At 64.6% G+C, this 17,116-nt stretch carries 18 protein-coding genes; 10 read left to right on the forward strand and 8 right to left on the reverse strand.

Annotation, left to right across the window (positions count from 1 at the left end; genetic code table 11):
- The first annotated feature begins 39 nt into the window (after positions 1–39).
- Positions 40–921: a L,D-transpeptidase gene (locus tag AB7G19_RS07425; RefSeq protein WP_085399162.1), complete on the forward strand. Its 882-nt coding sequence runs from the start codon at positions 40–42 to the stop codon at positions 919–921.
- A gap of 383 nt (positions 922–1,304) precedes the next feature.
- Here AB7G19_RS07425 and AB7G19_RS07430 read toward each other — a convergent pair whose 3' ends face one another.
- A complete protein-coding gene (locus tag AB7G19_RS07430) occupies positions 1,305–1,556 on the reverse strand; it encodes a hypothetical protein (protein ID WP_085399154.1) in 252 nt (83 codons plus the stop codon).
- Between the two features lie 568 nt (positions 1,557–2,124).
- Here AB7G19_RS07430 and AB7G19_RS07435 point away from each other — a divergent pair.
- The 9 genes from AB7G19_RS07435 (at position 2,125) to AB7G19_RS07475 (ending at position 9,848) form a co-directional block, all read left to right on the forward strand.
- The gene (locus AB7G19_RS07435) at positions 2,125–3,291 is read left to right on the forward strand and encodes a cytochrome P450 (RefSeq protein ID WP_085399152.1); all 1,167 of its coding nucleotides are present in this window, start codon (positions 2,125–2,127) and stop codon (positions 3,289–3,291) included.
- 81 nt (positions 3,292–3,372) lie between these two features.
- Positions 3,373–3,831: a hypothetical protein gene (locus AB7G19_RS07440; protein WP_245343970.1), complete on the forward strand. Its 459-nt coding sequence runs from the start codon at positions 3,373–3,375 to the stop codon at positions 3,829–3,831.
- Positions 3,832–4,207: 376 nt separating this feature from the next.
- Positions 4,208–5,158, forward strand: coding sequence for an aliphatic sulfonate ABC transporter substrate-binding protein (locus AB7G19_RS07445; protein ID WP_085399151.1), 951 nt, complete (start codon positions 4,208–4,210; stop codon positions 5,156–5,158).
- Between the two features lie 38 nt (positions 5,159–5,196).
- The gene (locus tag AB7G19_RS07450) at positions 5,197–6,159 is read left to right on the forward strand and encodes a sulfonate ABC transporter substrate-binding protein (protein WP_085399150.1); all 963 of its coding nucleotides are present in this window, start codon (positions 5,197–5,199) and stop codon (positions 6,157–6,159) included.
- A gap of 8 nt (positions 6,160–6,167) precedes the next feature.
- On the forward strand, positions 6,168–7,334 hold the full coding sequence (gene ssuD / locus AB7G19_RS07455) for an FMNH2-dependent alkanesulfonate monooxygenase (RefSeq protein ID WP_085399160.1): 1,167 nt from the start codon (positions 6,168–6,170) through the stop codon (positions 7,332–7,334).
- Positions 7,331–8,137: an ABC transporter permease subunit gene (locus AB7G19_RS07460; RefSeq protein WP_085399149.1), complete on the forward strand. Its 807-nt coding sequence runs from the start codon at positions 7,331–7,333 to the stop codon at positions 8,135–8,137. Before ssuD ends, AB7G19_RS07460 begins: the two co-directional genes overlap by 4 nt.
- A 7-nt stretch (positions 8,138–8,144) precedes the next feature.
- A complete protein-coding gene (locus tag AB7G19_RS07465) occupies positions 8,145–8,981 on the forward strand; it encodes an ATP-binding cassette domain-containing protein (RefSeq protein WP_063981197.1) in 837 nt (278 codons plus the stop codon).
- Positions 8,982–9,013: 32 nt separating this feature from the next.
- Positions 9,014–9,595: a flavin reductase family protein gene (locus AB7G19_RS07470; RefSeq protein ID WP_354080758.1), complete on the forward strand. Its 582-nt coding sequence runs from the start codon at positions 9,014–9,016 to the stop codon at positions 9,593–9,595.
- 97 nt (positions 9,596–9,692) lie between these two features.
- Positions 9,693–9,848: a hypothetical protein gene (locus tag AB7G19_RS07475; protein WP_028160973.1), complete on the forward strand. Its 156-nt coding sequence runs from the start codon at positions 9,693–9,695 to the stop codon at positions 9,846–9,848.
- A 152-nt stretch (positions 9,849–10,000) separates the two neighbouring features.
- On the opposite strand, the gene AB7G19_RS07480 is transcribed toward AB7G19_RS07475, so the two are convergent.
- From AB7G19_RS07480 to sciP, 7 genes are all read right to left on the reverse strand, one after another.
- A complete protein-coding gene (locus tag AB7G19_RS07480) occupies positions 10,001–11,149 on the reverse strand; it encodes a M20 family metallopeptidase (protein ID WP_085399147.1) in 1,149 nt (382 codons plus the stop codon).
- A gap of 254 nt (positions 11,150–11,403) precedes the next feature.
- On the reverse strand, positions 11,404–12,789 hold the full coding sequence (flbD, locus tag AB7G19_RS07485) for a sigma-54-dependent transcriptional regulator FlbD (RefSeq protein WP_085399146.1): 1,386 nt from the start codon (positions 12,787–12,789) through the stop codon (positions 11,404–11,406).
- Positions 12,790–12,840: 51 nt separating this feature from the next.
- Positions 12,841–13,191, reverse strand: a complete 351-nt coding sequence (gene fliN, locus AB7G19_RS07490; RefSeq protein ID WP_018318401.1) for a flagellar motor switch protein FliN — start codon at positions 13,189–13,191, stop codon at positions 12,841–12,843.
- 3 nt (positions 13,192–13,194) lie between these two features.
- Entirely contained in the window at positions 13,195–13,818 is a 624-nt protein-coding gene (locus AB7G19_RS07495; protein WP_085399145.1) for a FliH/SctL family protein, read from the reverse strand.
- The gene (fliG, locus tag AB7G19_RS07500; protein WP_028153248.1) at positions 13,818–14,909 is read right to left on the reverse strand and encodes a flagellar motor switch protein FliG; all 1,092 of its coding nucleotides are present in this window, start codon (positions 14,907–14,909) and stop codon (positions 13,818–13,820) included. The genes AB7G19_RS07495 and fliG overlap by 1 nt, the downstream gene beginning before the upstream one ends.
- Positions 14,910–14,926: 17 nt before the next feature.
- Positions 14,927–16,537 carry a flagellar basal-body MS-ring/collar protein FliF gene (gene fliF / locus AB7G19_RS07505; protein ID WP_028153249.1) on the reverse strand — a complete coding sequence of 537 codons (1,611 nt, stop codon included), beginning with the start codon at positions 16,535–16,537 and terminating at the stop codon, positions 14,927–14,929.
- A 188-nt stretch (positions 16,538–16,725) separates the two neighbouring features.
- Complete coding sequence (sciP, locus tag AB7G19_RS07510; RefSeq protein WP_002714638.1) at positions 16,726–17,001, reverse strand: CtrA inhibitor SciP; 276 nt, start codon at positions 16,999–17,001, stop codon at positions 16,726–16,728.
- Between the last annotated feature and the right edge of the window lie 115 nt (positions 17,002–17,116).

The following is a 17,116-nucleotide window of genomic DNA, read 5'->3' on the forward strand; positions in this document are numbered from 1 at the left end:
CCGGGTACCTCTCTGGGGCATGGTGACCTGGGGAACGACATGAGTAAGCGGGCCAAACGTAAGAAGGCAGAGGCCCTCGCAATACCCATGGCCGCGAGAGTTGCGATTGGCGCCGTGGCCGTCGCCGTGGTGGGGTATAGCTTGCTGTCTAGCCCGGCGGACGTGCAACCGATACGAAAACCGTCCGCACAGCAGGCCCAGGCGTCGTCAACTCCGGTTTACGTGTCGACTCCAGTTCGTGCATCAGCGCCAGCTCCGGCTGCGATTCCGGTCCCGGCTCCGATCCCGGCCCCGGCGCCTCTGGTCGAACCACCCAAAGCCGACGCTGGCGTTCCCGGAGCACTTGTCCGGCAGGTGGTTGACTACGCCAGCCGTCAGGCGCCGGGCACGGTGATCATCGATACCGGAAACACATTCCTCTATTTCGTTCTGAACGACAGGCAGGCGATGCGCTACGGCATCGGTGTCGGCCGCGAGGGTTTCACATGGTCCGGTGAGCAGACTGTGGCCCGTAAGGCAGAATGGCCGGATTGGCATCCGCCTGTGGAGATGGTCTCGCGTCAGCCCTATCTGCCGCGGTTCATGGCGGGCGGTCCCGGCAATCCGCTCGGCGCCCGGGCGATGTATCTCGGCGAGACCGAATATCGCATTCACGGCACCAACAACCCCGATACGATCGGGAAGAAGGTTTCGTCCGGCTGCATCCGGCTGACCAATGACGACGTCACGGACCTCTATGAGCGGGTGAAAGTCGGAGCGAAAGTGATCGTGCTTCCGGCAACCGCCGCCCGCAGGCCCTCCCAGGGAGCGCCAGCCGACGCCGCTTTCCGGTTGCCGGACCCGGCATCGCCGTCGAAGCGGCCCCTGGCGGCTAACGCGCAGATGTTGTCATCCGGACCGAAGATCGCCGAAGCTCGGTAAGTCAGTCCTCTGTCCCCGGTCTGCAACTGAGGACAAGGAGGCAATTCAAGTCGTCGCGTTTAAGTCAGTTGCGGGCCCTAGGCGAGCCGCGGGTATAGCTGATTTACCGACCGATCTTCTTGATGCAAGTGGGTTCGCCGCGCGGGTGAGGTGTGCAATCCCAGTCGGATCCAAAGCCCGCACTGGCGTTCCGCTGTGGTAGGAAAGGATAGTAAACTACAACTGCCGCAAAGATGGTGACCGCGACAACTACTGACACCATCATCCATGCAATGCCCGCGCGATCCGGACTCCAGTAGAGTCGCCGAATGGATCGATGCTTCCTTGAATTGGGGTGCTTCACCGCCGTACCATCGATGTCGTCTCGCCGATACTTTGCGAATTCAAGCGGTTTCGCCACTTCCATCGACCTGGGATTGTGCTCTGCCAATCCCAAGCTCAAGCGCTGCAGCGATCCGCTCCAAGCCTGCGTTCGTTCTGCGCGTTTCGGCAATCTGCTGCTCATATAGATCAATCATCGTGGCGCCCGACGAAGTGCGTTGGCGCATCACACGCATTGCTAAGGTCGATCCACCCACTATCAGGATGAACGGCCACCAAGAGTACATCGCAAGCAGTATATCGACCACAGTCATCCACAACCTCCTAAAGCAACTCTGATCAGTTCCTGCGGTTTTTCTCGAGAACAGCTGCGATCCTCTCCATCGCAGCGCTCGTCCGATATGTTTCTGTGAGGTGCTGCTCCCGCAACTCAATCATCGATGCGCCGGAAGCTGCACGTTCCCGGCACAATCGCCCTAACAGGATCCATCCCGCAGGTATCAAGATGACTGGCCACATGTAGTACAGGACAACAGCCCAATCGTATGTTTGCATGCGATTTGCACCAAAGCTTTCAAACATATCGATTGCAACCTAAGCGATAATCGATCAAGTCGCACGTGAAGCGCGCGCTCACGATTAATAGATCGTTGCTCGGGGCTATCGGCGGCGGACGGGCGGAATTGCCCTTAACAAACGTCCGCTCACGCGTTTGTCGATGTCCGCCGTTGTGGGCCATGCGGACTCCGCTATCGCGGCCGCGTGTCATCCGGCTCGTGACGACACGCCCTGATGGCGTCTGTCCCTATCGCTGGGGACAGACGCCGGCGCCAGATTTCGATAGTCTGTCCTGAAGCACACGAGAATCCAGGGGAGACCGCCTTGAGCACCGCGCCGCGCATCGACATCGACCCTGCTTCGTTCTGGGCCGATCCCTATCCGATGCTCGCGAAGATGCGGAAGGAAGCGCCGATCGCCTTCGTGCCGCAGCTCGGCTCGACGCTGCTGACGAGCCGCGACGACATCTCGATCTCCGAGAAGCAGATCGACGTGTTCTCCTCGCACCAGCCCGCCGGCCTGATGAACCGGCTGATGGGGCACAACATGATGCGCAAGGACGGCGAGGCGCATCAAATCGAGCGGCGCGCGATGTTTCCGACGGTGTCGCCGAGGACAGTGAAGGCGCACTGGACCGCGCTGTTCCAGGCCCATGCCGACCGCATCATCGGTGCGATCGAGCCGGGGCGGATCGATTTCATGCGCGACTTCGCGCTGCCGTTTTCCGGCGAATGCCTGAAGTCGATCACCGGCCTCACCAACATCGGCTTCCAGGACATGGACGCGTGGTCGCAAGGCATGATCGAGGGGATCGCGAACTATGGCGGCGATCCCGCCGTCGAGGCGCGCTGCCATGCCGCGACGTCGGGCATCGATGCTGCGATCGACGACATTCTGCCCGTGATGCGCAAGCATCCCGATCAAAGTATCCTCGGCGTACTCCTCGCTGCGGGCATGCCGATGGAGAGCGTGCGCGCAAATGTAAAACTCGCGATCTCTGGCGGCCAGAACGAGCCGCGCAAGGCGATCGCCGGCACGGTGTGGGCGCTGCTCTCCCATCCCGAGCAACTCGATCTCGTGCGCAAGGGCGAGGTGACCTGGCTCGAGGCGTTCGAGGAATATGCCCGCTGGATCTCGCCGATCGGCATGTCGCCGCGGCGCATCGCAAAGCCGTGGACGATCCGCGACGTGTCTTTCGAGCTAGATGAGCGCGTGTTCCTGATGTTCGGCTCCGCCAATCGCGACGAGAAGCATTTTGAGCGCGCCGACGAGTTCGACGTGCGGCGTGATACCACCAAGAGCGTCGCCTTCGGCGCCGGCCCGCATTTCTGTGCCGGCGCCTGGGCCTCGCGCGCGATGATCGCGGACGTCGCGCTGCCGACGGTGTTCGCGAGGGCGAGCCGTCTCGAACTTGCCGACGATGAGCCTGTGCGGATCGGAGGCTGGGCGTTCCGCGGCCTGCTGAACCTGCCGGTGAGGTGGGTGCACTGACCAGACGACGGTCGCCGTGACGGCGAACTCGTGTCGTCGGACGATTGAACCGCATCGTTCCCCGGCGACACACATGACGTCATGTCCATTGGCGTCATGTCCATCCAGTTCTGGCCCAAGCCGTGGCTTGAATCGTCTCTGGCTGCCGCGTCGGCGCTGATCGCGTTGCTGGTCGTCGTGCCGGCGCGCGCCGCCGGACCGTCCTCCATTTCCGGCTGCTGGACGCAGACCTCGCTTGTGCCTTACGCCCAGACGCCGCCCGGCAAGGAGTGGGGTTCGCGGACCTGGTGCTTCAGGCCAGATGGGACGATGACCAGTGTCCACATCGCATGCGGCCGCGGCGGTTGCGACGGTTGGGATCGGGACGGACGTTACCGCTGGCGACGGCCGATCGTGTGGATCTCCGACGTCGATACGTCAGACGACGGCAAGCATCAGACAAAGGTGTGGCGTCGATGTCGCGTCAGTTTCCGCGCCAGGGATCGCATGGTGCTCGAGAATTGCTATTTCTCGTCCGATCCCTGGGTGCGCGAGCACTGACCGCGCCTTGTCGGAGGCCCCGATCCACACACTGCCATGATGCCATCATGCTCCTGTTTTGCCCGACGTGTCAAACGAACTTCGGATAATACGTAAGTAACTATTTTCGCACGCCCCGGCTACTGTGCATGGGGTTGTTTTCGCGGTTTTTGGTTCCGGCCGCCAGTCATGAGATCGAACGCGCGCGGCCTTCACATCCGCGTGCAGAAAAATTCCATCTTCATTCGCTCCGCCGATTGAAAGATTAATCATGCGCTCCGCCACACGCGTAGTGCTCGCATCGCTATTTTCCCGCGCGTCTCGACACCTTTCCCTCCCCGCACCATCATTCCCCAGACCTGAATGAATGACGGCCGCGTGTGGCCGGGAGTCTGGAATGCAGCGTCGTGACTTCTTGAAATTGTCCGCTGGAACCGCAGTCGCGGCGGCGTTCACCTCCCGCGCGAACGCGCAAGGCGTGGTGAAGGAAATTCGTATCGGCTACCAGAAGACAGGCGTGCTGGTTATCACGCGCCAGCAGGCTTCCTTGGAAAAGCATTTCAATCCGCAAGGCATCGACGTGAAATGGGTCGAGTTCTCCTCGGGCCCGCCGATGATGGAGGCGATGAACGTCGGTAGTGTCGACTTCGGTTCTGTCGGCGATTCCCCGCCGGTGTTCGCCCAGGCCGCGGGTGCCGCGATCGTCTATGCCGCGGGCCAGCCCATCACCAACGGCCAGGGCATCCTGGTGCCGAAGGATTCGCCGATCCGCTCGATCGCCGACCTGAAGGGCAAGCGTATCGGTTTCACCAAGGGGTCCAGCGCCCACAATGTCGTGGTGCAGACGCTGGAGAAGGCCGGGCTCACCTATGCCGACATCACGCCGGTCTATCTGACGCCGCCCGATGCCGGTCCCGCCTTCGCCAATGGCAGCATCGAGGCCTGGGCGATCTGGGATCCCTATTTCGCGATCGGTGAGACCAAGCAGGGCGGCCGCATCCTGATCAATGCGCGCGAAGTCACCAAGACCAATTCCTTCTACATCGCCAACCGCGAGTTCGCGAAGACCTACGGCTCCATCCTGCAGCAGATCGTCGACGTCACGACCGCGACCGGCAAATGGGCCGAACAGCACCGCGGTGAGGTCGCCAGATCGCTCGCCGCCGTCACCGGCGTCCCGCTGGACATCCAGACGGTTGCGGCCGACCGCGCGAACTTCGTGGTTGGCCCCGTCACCGACGACATCGTCACGACCCAGCAGGGCGTCGCCGACCGCTTCTACAAGCTCGGCCTGATCCCGAAGCCGGTCGTCATTCGCGACATCGTCTGGCGAAACCCGGCAGCCTGATCGTGCCGACTACTCTTCCCACGCACAAGGGTTTGAACATGAGGCGTATCATTCAGCGTCTGATCGCGGCCATCGTTCTGTCGATCGGCATCGTCGCCGCCGCGGTCGGCACGTCCTACGGCCAGGACAAACAAGAGAAGGTGGTCCGCATCGGCTACCAAAAGTACGGCAAGCTGGTGCTGCTCAAGAGCAAGGGCACGCTGGAGCCGAAGCTCGCCGCCGACGGGTACAAGGTGGTGTGGACCGAATTCCCGTCCGGCCCGCCGCTGCTCGAAGCGCTCAATGTCGGCGCGATCGATTTCGGCAACACCGGTGAAGCCCCGCCGATCTTCGCGCAGGCCGCCGGCGCGCCGATCCAGTACGTCGCCTACGAGCCGCCAGCGCCGAAGGGCGAGGCGATCCTGGTGCCGAAGGACAGCCCGCTGAAATCGGTCGCCGATCTCAAGGGCAAGAAGGTCGCGCTCAACAAGGGCTCCAACGTCCACTATCTCCTGGTCAAGGCGCTGGAGAAGGCGGGCGTCAAATATTCCGAGATCGAGCCGGTGTTCCTGGCGCCGGCCGATGCGCGCGCCGCCTTCGAGCGCGGCGCGGTCGATGCCTGGGTGATCTGGGATCCGTTCCAGGCCGCGGCGGAAGCCGCCACCGGCGCGCGCACGCTCGCCGACGGCACCGGCATCGTCGCCAACTACCAGTTCTATTTCGCCTCGAAGAAATTCCTCGAAGCCAACCCGAAGATCGTCGACGCCGTGCTGGCTGAGCTGAGTTCGGTCGACGATTGGGCCAAGGGCGACATCCACGCGGTTGCCGAGCAGCTCGCGCCGGCGATCGGCCTGTCCGTCCCGGTGGTCGAGGTGGCGCTGAAGCGGCAGGCCTACGGCATCAAGCCGATCACCGATGCCGTCATCGCCGATCAGCAGCAGGTTGCGGATGCGTTCTTCGCGCTCAACCTGATCCCCAAATCCATCAAGATTTCCGACGTGGCTCGGAAACCAGGATCGTGAGCAAGCACATGAGTAAGCAGTCCAACGCCAACATCCTCTGGTTCCTGCCGACCCACGGCGATGGCCGTTATCTCGGTACGGGAATCGGCGGCCGCGAGGTCAACTTCGACTATCTGCGCCAGATCGCGCAGGCCGCCGACCAGCTCGGCTATTACGGCGTGCTGCTGCCGACCGGGCGGTCTTGCGAGGATTCCTGGATCGTCGCTTCCTCGGTCGCGCCGTTCACTGAGCGGCTGCGCTATCTGGTGGCTGTCCGTCCCGGCCTGCAATCGCCGAGCGTGGCGGCGCGCATGACCGCGACGCTCGACCGCGTCACCAATGGTCGGCTTCTCGTCAACGTCGTCACCGGCGGCGATCCCGTCGAGAACAAGGGCGACGGTATCTTCCTCGGCCATGACGAGCGCTACGAGGTCACCCGCGAATTCCTCAACGTCTATAGCGACCTGCTCGCCGGCAAGACCGTCAATGTCGAGGGCAAGCACATCCATGTCGAGGGTGGCAAGTTGCTGTTTCCGCCGGTGCAGTCGCCGCGGCCGCCGCTCTATTTCGGCGGTTCGTCCGATGCCGGCATCGACGTCGCCGTCGACGCCGTCGACAAATATCTCACCTGGGGTGAGCCGCCGGCTCTGGTTGCCGAGAAGATCGCGAAGGTGAGGGAGGTCGCAGCTGCGCGCGGCCGCAAGCTCTCCTTCGGCATTCGGCTTCATGTGATCGTCCGCGAGACCAATGACGAGGCCTGGCGCGCCGCGAACGAGCTGATCAGGCATGTCAGCGACGAGACCATCGCGCTGGCGCAGAAGAACTTTGCCCGCATGGACTCCGTCGGCCAGCAGCGCATGGCGCAGCTCCATGGCGGCAAGCGCGACAAGCTCGAGATCGCCCCGAACCTGTGGGCCGGTGTCGGTCTCGTGCGCGGCGGCGCCGGCACGGCGCTGGTCGGCGACGCCCAGACGGTGGCGGCCCGCATCAGGGAGTATCAGGACATCGGCATCGATACCTTCATCATGTCGGGCTATCCGCATCTGGAGGAAGCCTATCGCTTCGCCGAGCTGGTGTTCCCGCTGCTCTCGCTGGAGCAGCCGAGCAACGTGACCAAACTGCACTTCAATAGCGGTCCCTTTGGCGAGACCGTCGGCAGCGATTACCGTCCGCAGCAGCGAGTGTCCGAGTCATGAGCCTGATCGACAGCGTTTCACTTCCGCGCAGCTTCCGCCTGCCGCGGGTTGACGGCCTGATCCAGTGGGTCGTGCCGCTCGCCATCATCGCGATCTGGCAGGTCGCGAGCGTCACCGGCTTCGTGCCGGTTCGCGTGCTGCCGGCGCCGAGCGATGTCGTGCTCGCCGGCTGGAAGCTGCTGCTCTCCGGCGAGCTCGTCCGCAACATCTGGGTGTCGTTCTGGCGCGCCTCGATCGGCTTCCTGATCGGCGGCGGCATCGGTTTCGCGTTCGGGCTCGCCAACGGCCTGTCGCAGCTCTCGGCCAAGCTCACCGACACGACGTTACAGATGGTGCGCAACGTGCCGCATCTGGCGCTGATCCCGCTGGTCATTCTGTGGTTCGGCATCGACGAGAGCGCAAAACTGTTCCTGGTGGCGCTCGGCGTGTTCTTCCCGATCTACCTCAACACGCTGCACGGCATCCGTACCGTCGATCCGCAGCTGATCGAGATGGGCCGCATCTACGGCATGACCGACAGCGAGCTGTTCCGCCGCGTGATCTTCCCCGGCGCGTTGCCCTCGATCTTCGTCGGCATCCGCTTTGCGCTCGGCATCATGTGGCTCACCCTGATCGTCGCCGAGACCATCGCGGCGTCTTCAGGCCTCGGCTACATGGCGATGCAGGCGCGCGAGTTCATGCTGATCGACGTCGTCGTGCTCTCGATCCTGATCTACGCCCTGCTCGGCAAGCTCGCCGACAGCGCCTCCCGCGTGCTGGAGCGCCTGACGCTCTCCTGGCACCCCGCCTTCCAGAAACGCTGAGAGTGACATGCAGACAGCTCTTCGTACGGCCCTTCCCGAAACCGAGCTCGCCAGCCGCGCCAATTTCGTGCCGCAGGCACGCGTCGTGCGCGAGGAGCGCCCGGCGCAGACGACAGGCCTGCCGCTCAGCATCCGTGGCTTGCGCAAATCCTACGGCGACAACGAGGTGCTGCGCGGCATCGACCTGCACATTCCCGCCGGCCAGTTCGTCGCCATCGTCGGCAAGAGCGGTTGCGGCAAGAGCACGCTGTTGCGGCTGATCGCCGGCCTGGAAAAGTTCGAGGCCGGCAGCATCAGCTTCGGCCAGGATGTCCAGCCCGAGGACATCCGCGTGATGTTCCAGGAGCCACGGCTGCTGCCCTGGGCGCGGGTGCTCTCCAATGTCGAGGTCGGTCTCGGCCGTAATCGCTCATCCAGTGATGCGCATGCGCGCGCCGAGAAGGCGCTGACCGAGGTTGGGCTGACCGACAAGCGTGATCAGTGGCCGTCGGTGCTGTCGGGCGGCCAAAAGCAGCGCGTTGCGCTCGCCCGTGCGCTGGTCTCCCATCCGCGTGTGCTCGCCTTCGACGAGCCGCTCGGCGCGCTGGACGCGCTTACCCGGATCTCGATGCAGCGGCTGCTGGAGCGGGTCTGGCGCGACCAGGGCTTTACCGCGATCCTGGTGACCCATGACGTCGCCGAGGCCGTCGCGCTGGCCGACCGGGTCCTGGTGATCGACGAGGGCCGGATTGCCCACGATGTTACGGTTAACACCGCCCGGCCGCGCGAACGCGGCTCCGCCGAGCTCGCAAGCCTCGAAGGCTCGATCCTGAGCCATCTTTTGTCGGCGGACGATCGTACCTAAATACAGGGGAACCCCGCTTCGGGGACCATGCCATGAATGTAGTGCCTCGCGATCTCATGACTGAAACTGCCGTCTCGTCCGCCGATTTCCGCGGCGCCATGCGCCACCTCACCGGCGGTGTCAGCGTCATCACCGCCGGGCGGGGCAAGGACATCACCGGCATGACGGTGACCTCGGTGACCTCGCTGGCGGTCGAACCGCCGACGCTGCTGGTCAGCATCAACCGCGATGCCTCGTCCTTCCCGCTGATCCGCCGCTACGGCGCCTTCGGCGTCAACATCCTCGCGGCTGACCAGCTGGACGTCGCCGAGCGTTTTGCCGGCAAGGGCGGGCTGAAGGGGGCCGATCGCTTTGCGGGCAGCCAGTGGGTCACCGCGGTCTCGGGCGTTCCGCTGCTGGTCGGTGCATTGTCCGCGGTCGATTGCGAGGTCGAGGAGATCGTCGAGCGCCACTCGCACGGCATCGTCATCGGGCGCGTCAGCAGCGTCAGGAATTCGACCCGCAATGCTGCATTGGCCTATTGGCACGGCCAGTATGTGGCGGTCGACCAGGACGAAGACGCGGCGAGGCTCGCCGAGGTCAGCGTTCCCGCCCGCGGCCTGCGCGGCGTTTGATCGCTGCGCTAGGGCGGCCCGCAGGCTGGCCTTTTCCCCGTCATCGCTCTAGAAGCGCCCTTAGCCGTCCCGTCCGGGACGGCAATGGAGCGGAACGATGAAGCGCGTCGCGACCTGGGCCTTCTACGCCATCGGCGCGCTCGCGATCGGCTACCTCGCGCTCTACGCCTATGCGATGTTCAGCGGCCAGCCGATCGTGCCGGGCGACCCCATCCACATCTTCCGCAAGCCGGACGCGCCGAGTTATTCGTAGTCTCTCTCCTCGTCATGGCCGGGCTCGACCCGGCCATCCACGTACGAGTCTCGTAGGGTGGGCAAAGGCGCTCTTGCGCCGTGCCCACCATCTATCCGCGGCGACCGAATTGGTGGGCACGCTTCGCTTTGCCCACCCTACGGCACCTTCGTTCACCCCCGCAAAATCGCCAGCGCCAGCGCCTGGGCGCGCGGCACGATGCTGTCGAGTTCGAGATATTCCTCCGGCGTGTGCGCGAGCCCGCCGACCGGCCCGAGGCCGCAGATGGTCGGTGTGCCGACTGCCGCCGTGAAGCCGGAATCGGCGCAGCCGCCTGAAAACTCGCCTTGGAGCGTGGTGAGGCCGACCTGCTTCGCGGCGGCTTGATAGCCTTCGAACAGCGCCTTCGACTCCGCGCTCTGCACCACGGGCACGAACTCGCCCTTGACGGTCAGCGTCGCGCTGGTGCCGGGCACGTAAGGTGTCGCGATGATCTTCTCGATCGCCGCCATGATCCTCGCACGATCCGCCGGATCGACGTAACGCAGGTCGATCTGGCCCTCGGCTGAGGGCGCCGTGGTGTTCACCGACTGTCCGCCCGAGACGAGACCGACATTCAGCGTGATGCCCTTGTCGAGATCGGTCAGCGCGTGGATATGGACGATCTTGTGCGCGAGCTCGCCGATCGCGCTGACGCCCGCGGCGAAATTGGCGCCGGAATGCGCGGCTTTGCCGGTGATGGCAAAGTGCATGAAGATGCCGCCCTTGCGGCCGGTGACGATGTTGCCGGTCGGCCGTCCCGGCTCGGAATTGAACACGGCGCGTGCGGCGCGTCCCTCGCGCTCGATCACCGGGCGCGAGGAGGGCGAGCCGATCTCCTCGTCCGAGGTGATCAGCACCTTGATCGGATGCGGGCTGCCGCCGAACTTGTGGAAGGCGGTCGCCACGAAGATGTTCATTACGACGCCGGACTTCATGTCGGCAACGCCGGGTCCATAGGCGCGCTTGCCCTCAATCGTGAACGGACGCCGTCCGGCCTCGCCCTTGCCGAACACGGTGTCGCGATGGCCCATCAACAGCACCGGCTTCTCGTTGCTGCCGGGTTTGGCGATCTCGGCATGGATCGCATCGCCGAAGGTGGCGTTGCTCTCGCGCCGGAACAAAATGCCGTGCTCGGCAAAATGCCGCTCGAACCGCGCACCGACCGCATCGACGCCTTCCTTGTCATAGGATCCGGAATCGATGTTCACGACATCGCGCAGCAGATCGATCATCGCCTGCCGCTGCGACGCCAGCCAGTCCGTGATTTGAGCTTCCGACATGTGTATCCTCGCGTTGTTCTCACGCGGGGTTATAGGGCCTGACGTCGCCATGGCCTAGTCGGCTAGCGCGGTCCCGTTATGCGAGGAGCGCTCTCAACGCCGTCATTGCGAGCGTAGCGAAGCAATCCAGCTATCACCGCGGAGGAATTCTGGATTGCTTCGCTGCGCTCGCAATGACGAGGTTGGCAGCCGGCATCCAAAAAAATGCCCGGGACCAGCCCGGGCATCTGCATTCTTTCAGTAGGGGGAGAGACTTACGCCCCCACCATCGGCATCCGCGGATATTCGCCCGGCGTTCCCGCCGGCGTGATCGGGATGCCGCCGTCGGAATATTCGTTGAGCTTGTTGCGCAGCGTGCGGATCGAGATGCCGAGGATGTTGGCGGCATGGGTCCGGTTGCCGAGGCAGTGCTTCAGCGTCTCCAGGATCAGGTCGCGTTCGACGTCAGCGACGGTGCGTCCCACAAGCGCCCGCGTCACCTGCTCGGCGGCCATGGTCGCATGCGCCACGGCCGGCGCGGTCTTGGCGAGGTCGAGGCGGTCGCCGTCGGGTGTGAGGATCGCGTCGGGGCCGATCTCGTCGCCCTGCGCCATCAGCACCGAGCGGTGCATGGTGTTTTCGAGCTCGCGGACGTTGCCCTGCCAGCGGTTGGTGGAGAGCACGCGGCGCGCGTCCGCGGAGATCGGGCGCACCGGTACGCCGTTGGCGTCGGCATATTTCTTCACGAAGTGCTGGGCGAGCTCGAGGATGTCGAGGGGACGCTCGCGCAGCGGCGGGATCTTCAAATTCACGACGTTGAGGCGGAACAGCAGATCCTCGCGGAACGTGCCTTCGCGCACGGCTTCCGCCAGGTTGCGGTTCGAGGTCGCGATGATGCGGATGTCCACTGGCACCGGCTTGGTGCCGCCGACGCGGTCGATCACGCGCTCCTGGATGGCGCGCAGCAGTTTTGATTGCAGGCGGACGTCCATCTCCGAGATTTCGTCGAGCAGCAGCGTGCCGCCGGTCGCTTCCTCGAACTTGCCGATGCGGCGCGCGATCGCGCCGGTGAAGGCGCCCTTCTCGTGGCCGAACAGTTCGGATTCCAGCAGATGCTCCGGGATCGCGGCGCAGTTGATCGAGATGAAGGGACGCTTGGCGCGGGCCGAGCGGGTGTGGACGTAGCGGGCCAGCACTTCCTTGCCGGTGCCGGATTCGCCGGTGACCATCACCGAGGCGTCGGAGCCCGCGATCTGCTGGGCGAGCTTGATCACCTTGGCCATGGCTTCGTCGCGATAGACCAGCTCGCGGGAATCGTTGGCGACCGCGGCCAGCACCGCGGCGATCAGCTCCGGATCCGGCGGCAGCGGAATGTATTCCTTGGCGCCGGCGTGGATCGCCGCGACCGCGGCGCGGGCGTCGTTGGTGATGCCGCAGGCGACGATCGGCGCGTGGATGTGCTCGGCCTCGAGCCGCATCACGAGGTCGCGGATGTCGAGGGCGACGTCGACCAGCAGGAGGTCGGCGCCCTTGCCGCCGCGCAGCACGCGCATCGCCTGCTCGTGATCCTCGGCATGGGTCACGGTGGCGCCGTTCTCCATCGCGATCTTGGTGGCGGTGGTGAGCTGGCCCTTCAATGTGCCAACGATGAGAAGCCGCATGTCAGTCTCCTGTCCGTCTGGTCGCGCTGCCGCGCGTCATTCCTTGCGCTACTAGCTGCGTTCGGTCTTGATGATTTCGGTCATGGTCACGCCGAGCTTGTCCTCGACCAGGACGACTTCACCGCGGGCGACCAGCTTGTTGTTGACGTAGATGTCGATGGCCTCGCCGACGCGCCGGTCGAGCTCGAGCACGGTGCCGGGCCCGAGCTTCAACAGCTCGCTGACGTCCATCTTGGAGCGGCCGAGCACGGCCGAGACCTGCACCGGCACGTCGAACACGGCCTCGAGGTCGGCGGCGGCGCGCGCAGCATATTCGTCCTCGTTGTAGCCGACGTCCGTACCGGTCGGCGGCATCGGGCCGTTGAGATCGGGCAGCGGGACCTGTCCGTCGGTGTCGCTCATGGCTTAGCTCCCCCTGCGGGACGCGATATAGCGTCCGACCATTTCGTCGATCTTGGCCGCGATGGCGCCGCGTTCCAGCACGACGCCGCCGTCGGCCCATTCGATCCGGCAGTCGCCGGTGGCGATATCGGGCTCGGCCAGGATCACCAGCCGGCCCTCGAAGCCGCTCTGCTTGGCGAGCCGCTCCATCTTCTCGCGCGCGCTGTCGTAGAGCGCGTCGTTGATGCGCACGACGAGATGCGGCGTCGCGACAAGGTGCGAGAAGCAGTCCTTGACCAGCGCCATGATCTCGCCGAGCGGTTCGGCAGCGACCAGATCGGCGCACAGCTTGCGCGCCACCGCCACCGCCACGTCGACCGCCTCGGTCTCCATCTTGGTCTCGATGTTGCCGATGCCGGCGGCGACGCCGCGGACACTGATGTTGATCTCTTCCATGGCGAGCGCGACGCGGCGGTCGCTCTCGGCCTTGGCTTCGCGCTGGCCGGCGGCAAAGCCGTCCTGATAGGCGCGTGCCTCGGCTTCCGCGATCTTCTGGGCGATCTCGGCGGCGGTCGCAGCCTTCTCGCGCGGCGACCGCTCGGGCGCCGCGAAGTCGGTGTCGAACAGGAATTTTGCCGGGGCGCCCATCAGTACACCAGCTCGTCGTCGGCGCGGTTCTTGGTCAGCATGATCTCGCCCTTGGCGGCGAGGTCCTTGGCGAGGTTGACCAGCAGCGCCTGGGCCTCGTCGACGTCGCGCAAGCGGACCGGGCCCATCGCCGCCATGTCGTCCTGGAGCATCTTGGCCGCGCGCGAGGACATGTTGCCGAAGAAGAAGTTGCGGACGTCCTCGTTGGCGCTCTTGAGCGCGACGCCGAGCTTGTCCTTGTCGACATTGCGCATCAGGGTCTGGGCCGAGCCGGAATCCAGCTTCACGAGGTCGTCGAAGGTGAACATCAGCGCCTTGATGCGCTCTGCCGATTCGCGGTTGTCCTCCTCCAGCGAGGTGATGAAGCGGGTTTCGGTCTGGCGGTCGAAATTGTTGAAGATTTCCGCCATCACCTCGTGGGCGTCGCGGCGGCGGGTCTGTGACAGGTTGGACATGAATTCGGTGCGCAGCGTCTTCTCTACGCTCTCGATCACCTCCTTCTGCACCGCTTCCATCTTCAGCATGCGGTTGACGACGTCGAGCGCGAGCTCCTCGGGGAAGATGCCGAGCACGCGCGCGGCGTGTTCCGGCTTCAGCTTCGACAGCACGACTGCGATGGTCTGCGGATATTCGTTCTTGAGGTAGTTGGCGAGGACCTCTTCCTGCACGTTGGAGAGCTTTTCCCACATGTTGCGGCCGGCGGGGCCGCGGATCTCGTCCATGATGCCGTTGACGCGCTCCGGCGGCAGGTACTGCTGCAGCAGCCGCTCGGTGGCGTCGAAATTGCCCATCAGCGCGCCGGAAGCCGACATGCGCGAGACGAATTCGAGCAGCATGTCCTCGACCGTGTCGACCTCGACGGTGCCGAGCGTCGACATTTCCAGCGAGAGCTGGCGCACCTCGTCGTCGTCGAGCATCGACCAGATCTTGCCGCCATATTGCTCGCCCAGCGCCAGCATCAGGATCGCGGCGCGCTTGGGTCCCGTCACCGCTTCGGTCTTGCCGCCCGCGCGGCTGCCCTGGCGGGCACCGAGCGTCGAGATCACGCTGGTGATGTCGTTGGAGTTGGCGTTTTGCAGGTTGCCGGCCATGTCAGTTCACTTCTCGATTATTTCGCGGGTTCGGTCAGCCATTGGCGGATGATGGCGACGGTTTCGTTGGGGTTGCGCTCGGCGAGCTCGCCGACGCGATGAACGGACTGGGCATGGACCTGGCCCTGAATGGTGGCGACGTCGATCGCGCTCGCGGCGCCGCCCGGCAGCAGCGCCTGCCCGGCAGGCGCTGCCTCCTCCGAAGCGGCGGGGCCGGCGAGGGCGCCGGAGATCGCGGCGGCGACCTCCTCGGAGGCGAGGATGCGCTTGACCAGCGGCCGGATCACCAGGAACAGCACGACCAGGCCGAGCAGCATCATCACGCCGAGCTCGACGAAGTACATGACGTCGTCCTTGGTGAACTGGAGCATGCCAAGGAAACCGGAGGGCTCGGCGATCGGGGCGGTGGAGGGGGCGTCGGCAAAGCGCAGGTTGACGACCTCGACCTGGTCGCCGCGCTTCTGGTCGAAGCCGATCGCCGAGCGCACCAGGGTGGCGATGCGGTCGAGCTGTTCCTTGGTGCGGTCCGTGTAGGCGAGCTCGCCCTTGTCGTTCTTGGAATAGATGCCGTCGACCAGCACCGCGACCGAGATGCGGTTGACCCGGCCGGCCTCGGTCACCTCGGTCTTGGTGGTGCGGGAGATCTCGTAATTGTTGGTCTCTTCGGTCTTCTTGCTCTGGTCCTTCGCCGTCGGACCGCTGTTCTGCTGGTTGCCGGGCAGCTCGTTGTTGACGGTGACCTGGCCGTTGTTGTCGGCGGTGAGGCTGCTCTCTTCCCGGGTCTGGCTCGAGCGCAGCACGCGGCCCTCGGGATCGAACTTGTCCGAGGTCTGGGTGATCTTGTTGAAGTCGAAATCGGCGGAGAGCTGGACGCGGGCGCGGCCGGAGCCGACCACGGAGGAGACGATGTCCTCGACCTGCTTGCGCATCCGCTTCTCGAAGGCGGTGCGGCGCTCGTCGCCGACCGCCTGCTCCGGATCGGTCGCGGCGCCGTCGGCGAGCAACGAGCCGGCCTCGTCGACGATCGAGACCCGCTGCGGCTTCAGCCCGTTGACGGCGGAGGCGACGAGGTGACGGATGGCACGGATCTGCTGGGCCTCGAGCGAGCCGCGGACCCGCACCACGATCGAGGCCGACGGCTCCGGCGCCTCGCGCGAGAACAGCGGGCGCTCGGGCAGCACGAGGTGGACGCGGGCGGCCTGGATGCGGTCGATGGCGCGGATGGTGCGGGCGAGCTCGCCTTCGAGTGCGCGGAGATGATTGATGTTCTGGACGAAAGAGGTGGTGCCGAGCGCATCCGACTTGTCGAACACTTCGTAGCCGACGCCGCCGCCCTTTGGCAGGCCGCCCTCGGCGAGCTTCATCCGCAGGCGGGTGACCTTGTCCTTGGGCACCATGATGATGCTGCCTTCATTGCGCAGCTCGAACTGGATGCCCTGTCGCTCCAAATCCTTGATAATGCCCGAAGAATCCTCGACCGAGAGGTCGGTGAACAGCGTCGTCATCTGCGGCGTGGTCACGCGCATGATGACGAACGCGAAGAAGCCGATGAGCGCGGCGGTGACCGCGATCATCGCCCCGAACCGGGCGGCGCCGATACCCTTCAAAAAGTCCGCAAGACCTTGCAAGCAACCGCCCCGAAGCTTCGACCCGCAACCGAGCGGTCGACTGGGCAATTATTGCCTAGGTGATGGTTTCGATATGGTTAACGAAGGTTAAGAGCTGGGACAAAAGTCGCGCCAAAAGGAAACATGAAAAAAATCGGCCTCGCGGTGCGAGGCCGATTTTCGTCAAAAGCTGCAGATTTCCGGATCGCTTACTGGCGATATTGCTGGATGCGGGTGGTGCGAAGACCCGCCAGACCGTGCTGGTCGATGGAAAACTGCCAGGAGAGGAATTCGTCGACCGTCAGGGTATAACGGCTGCAGGCCTCCTCGAGGGAGAGAAGTCCGCCACGCACAGCGGCGACGACTTCGGCCTTGCGGCGGATGACCCAGCGTTTGGTGCCGGGTGCGGGCAGATCTGCGATCGTCAGCGGACTGCCGTCCGGCCCGATGACGTATTTTACCCTCGGGCGATGGGGTTCTGTCATGGCGTACTCACAAACTCTCAACCACTGAACTCACGCCGTAACCCTACGCGTGCGGGCTTAAAAATCCGCTAAGCCTAAGGCTTCAATACAATTCTCGTTGAAAATGGCTGGAACA

This window comes from Bradyrhizobium sp. 215_C5_N1_1, assembly GCF_052075935.1.
GTDB classification, from domain to species: domain Bacteria; phylum Pseudomonadota; class Alphaproteobacteria; order Rhizobiales; family Xanthobacteraceae; genus Bradyrhizobium; species Bradyrhizobium barranii.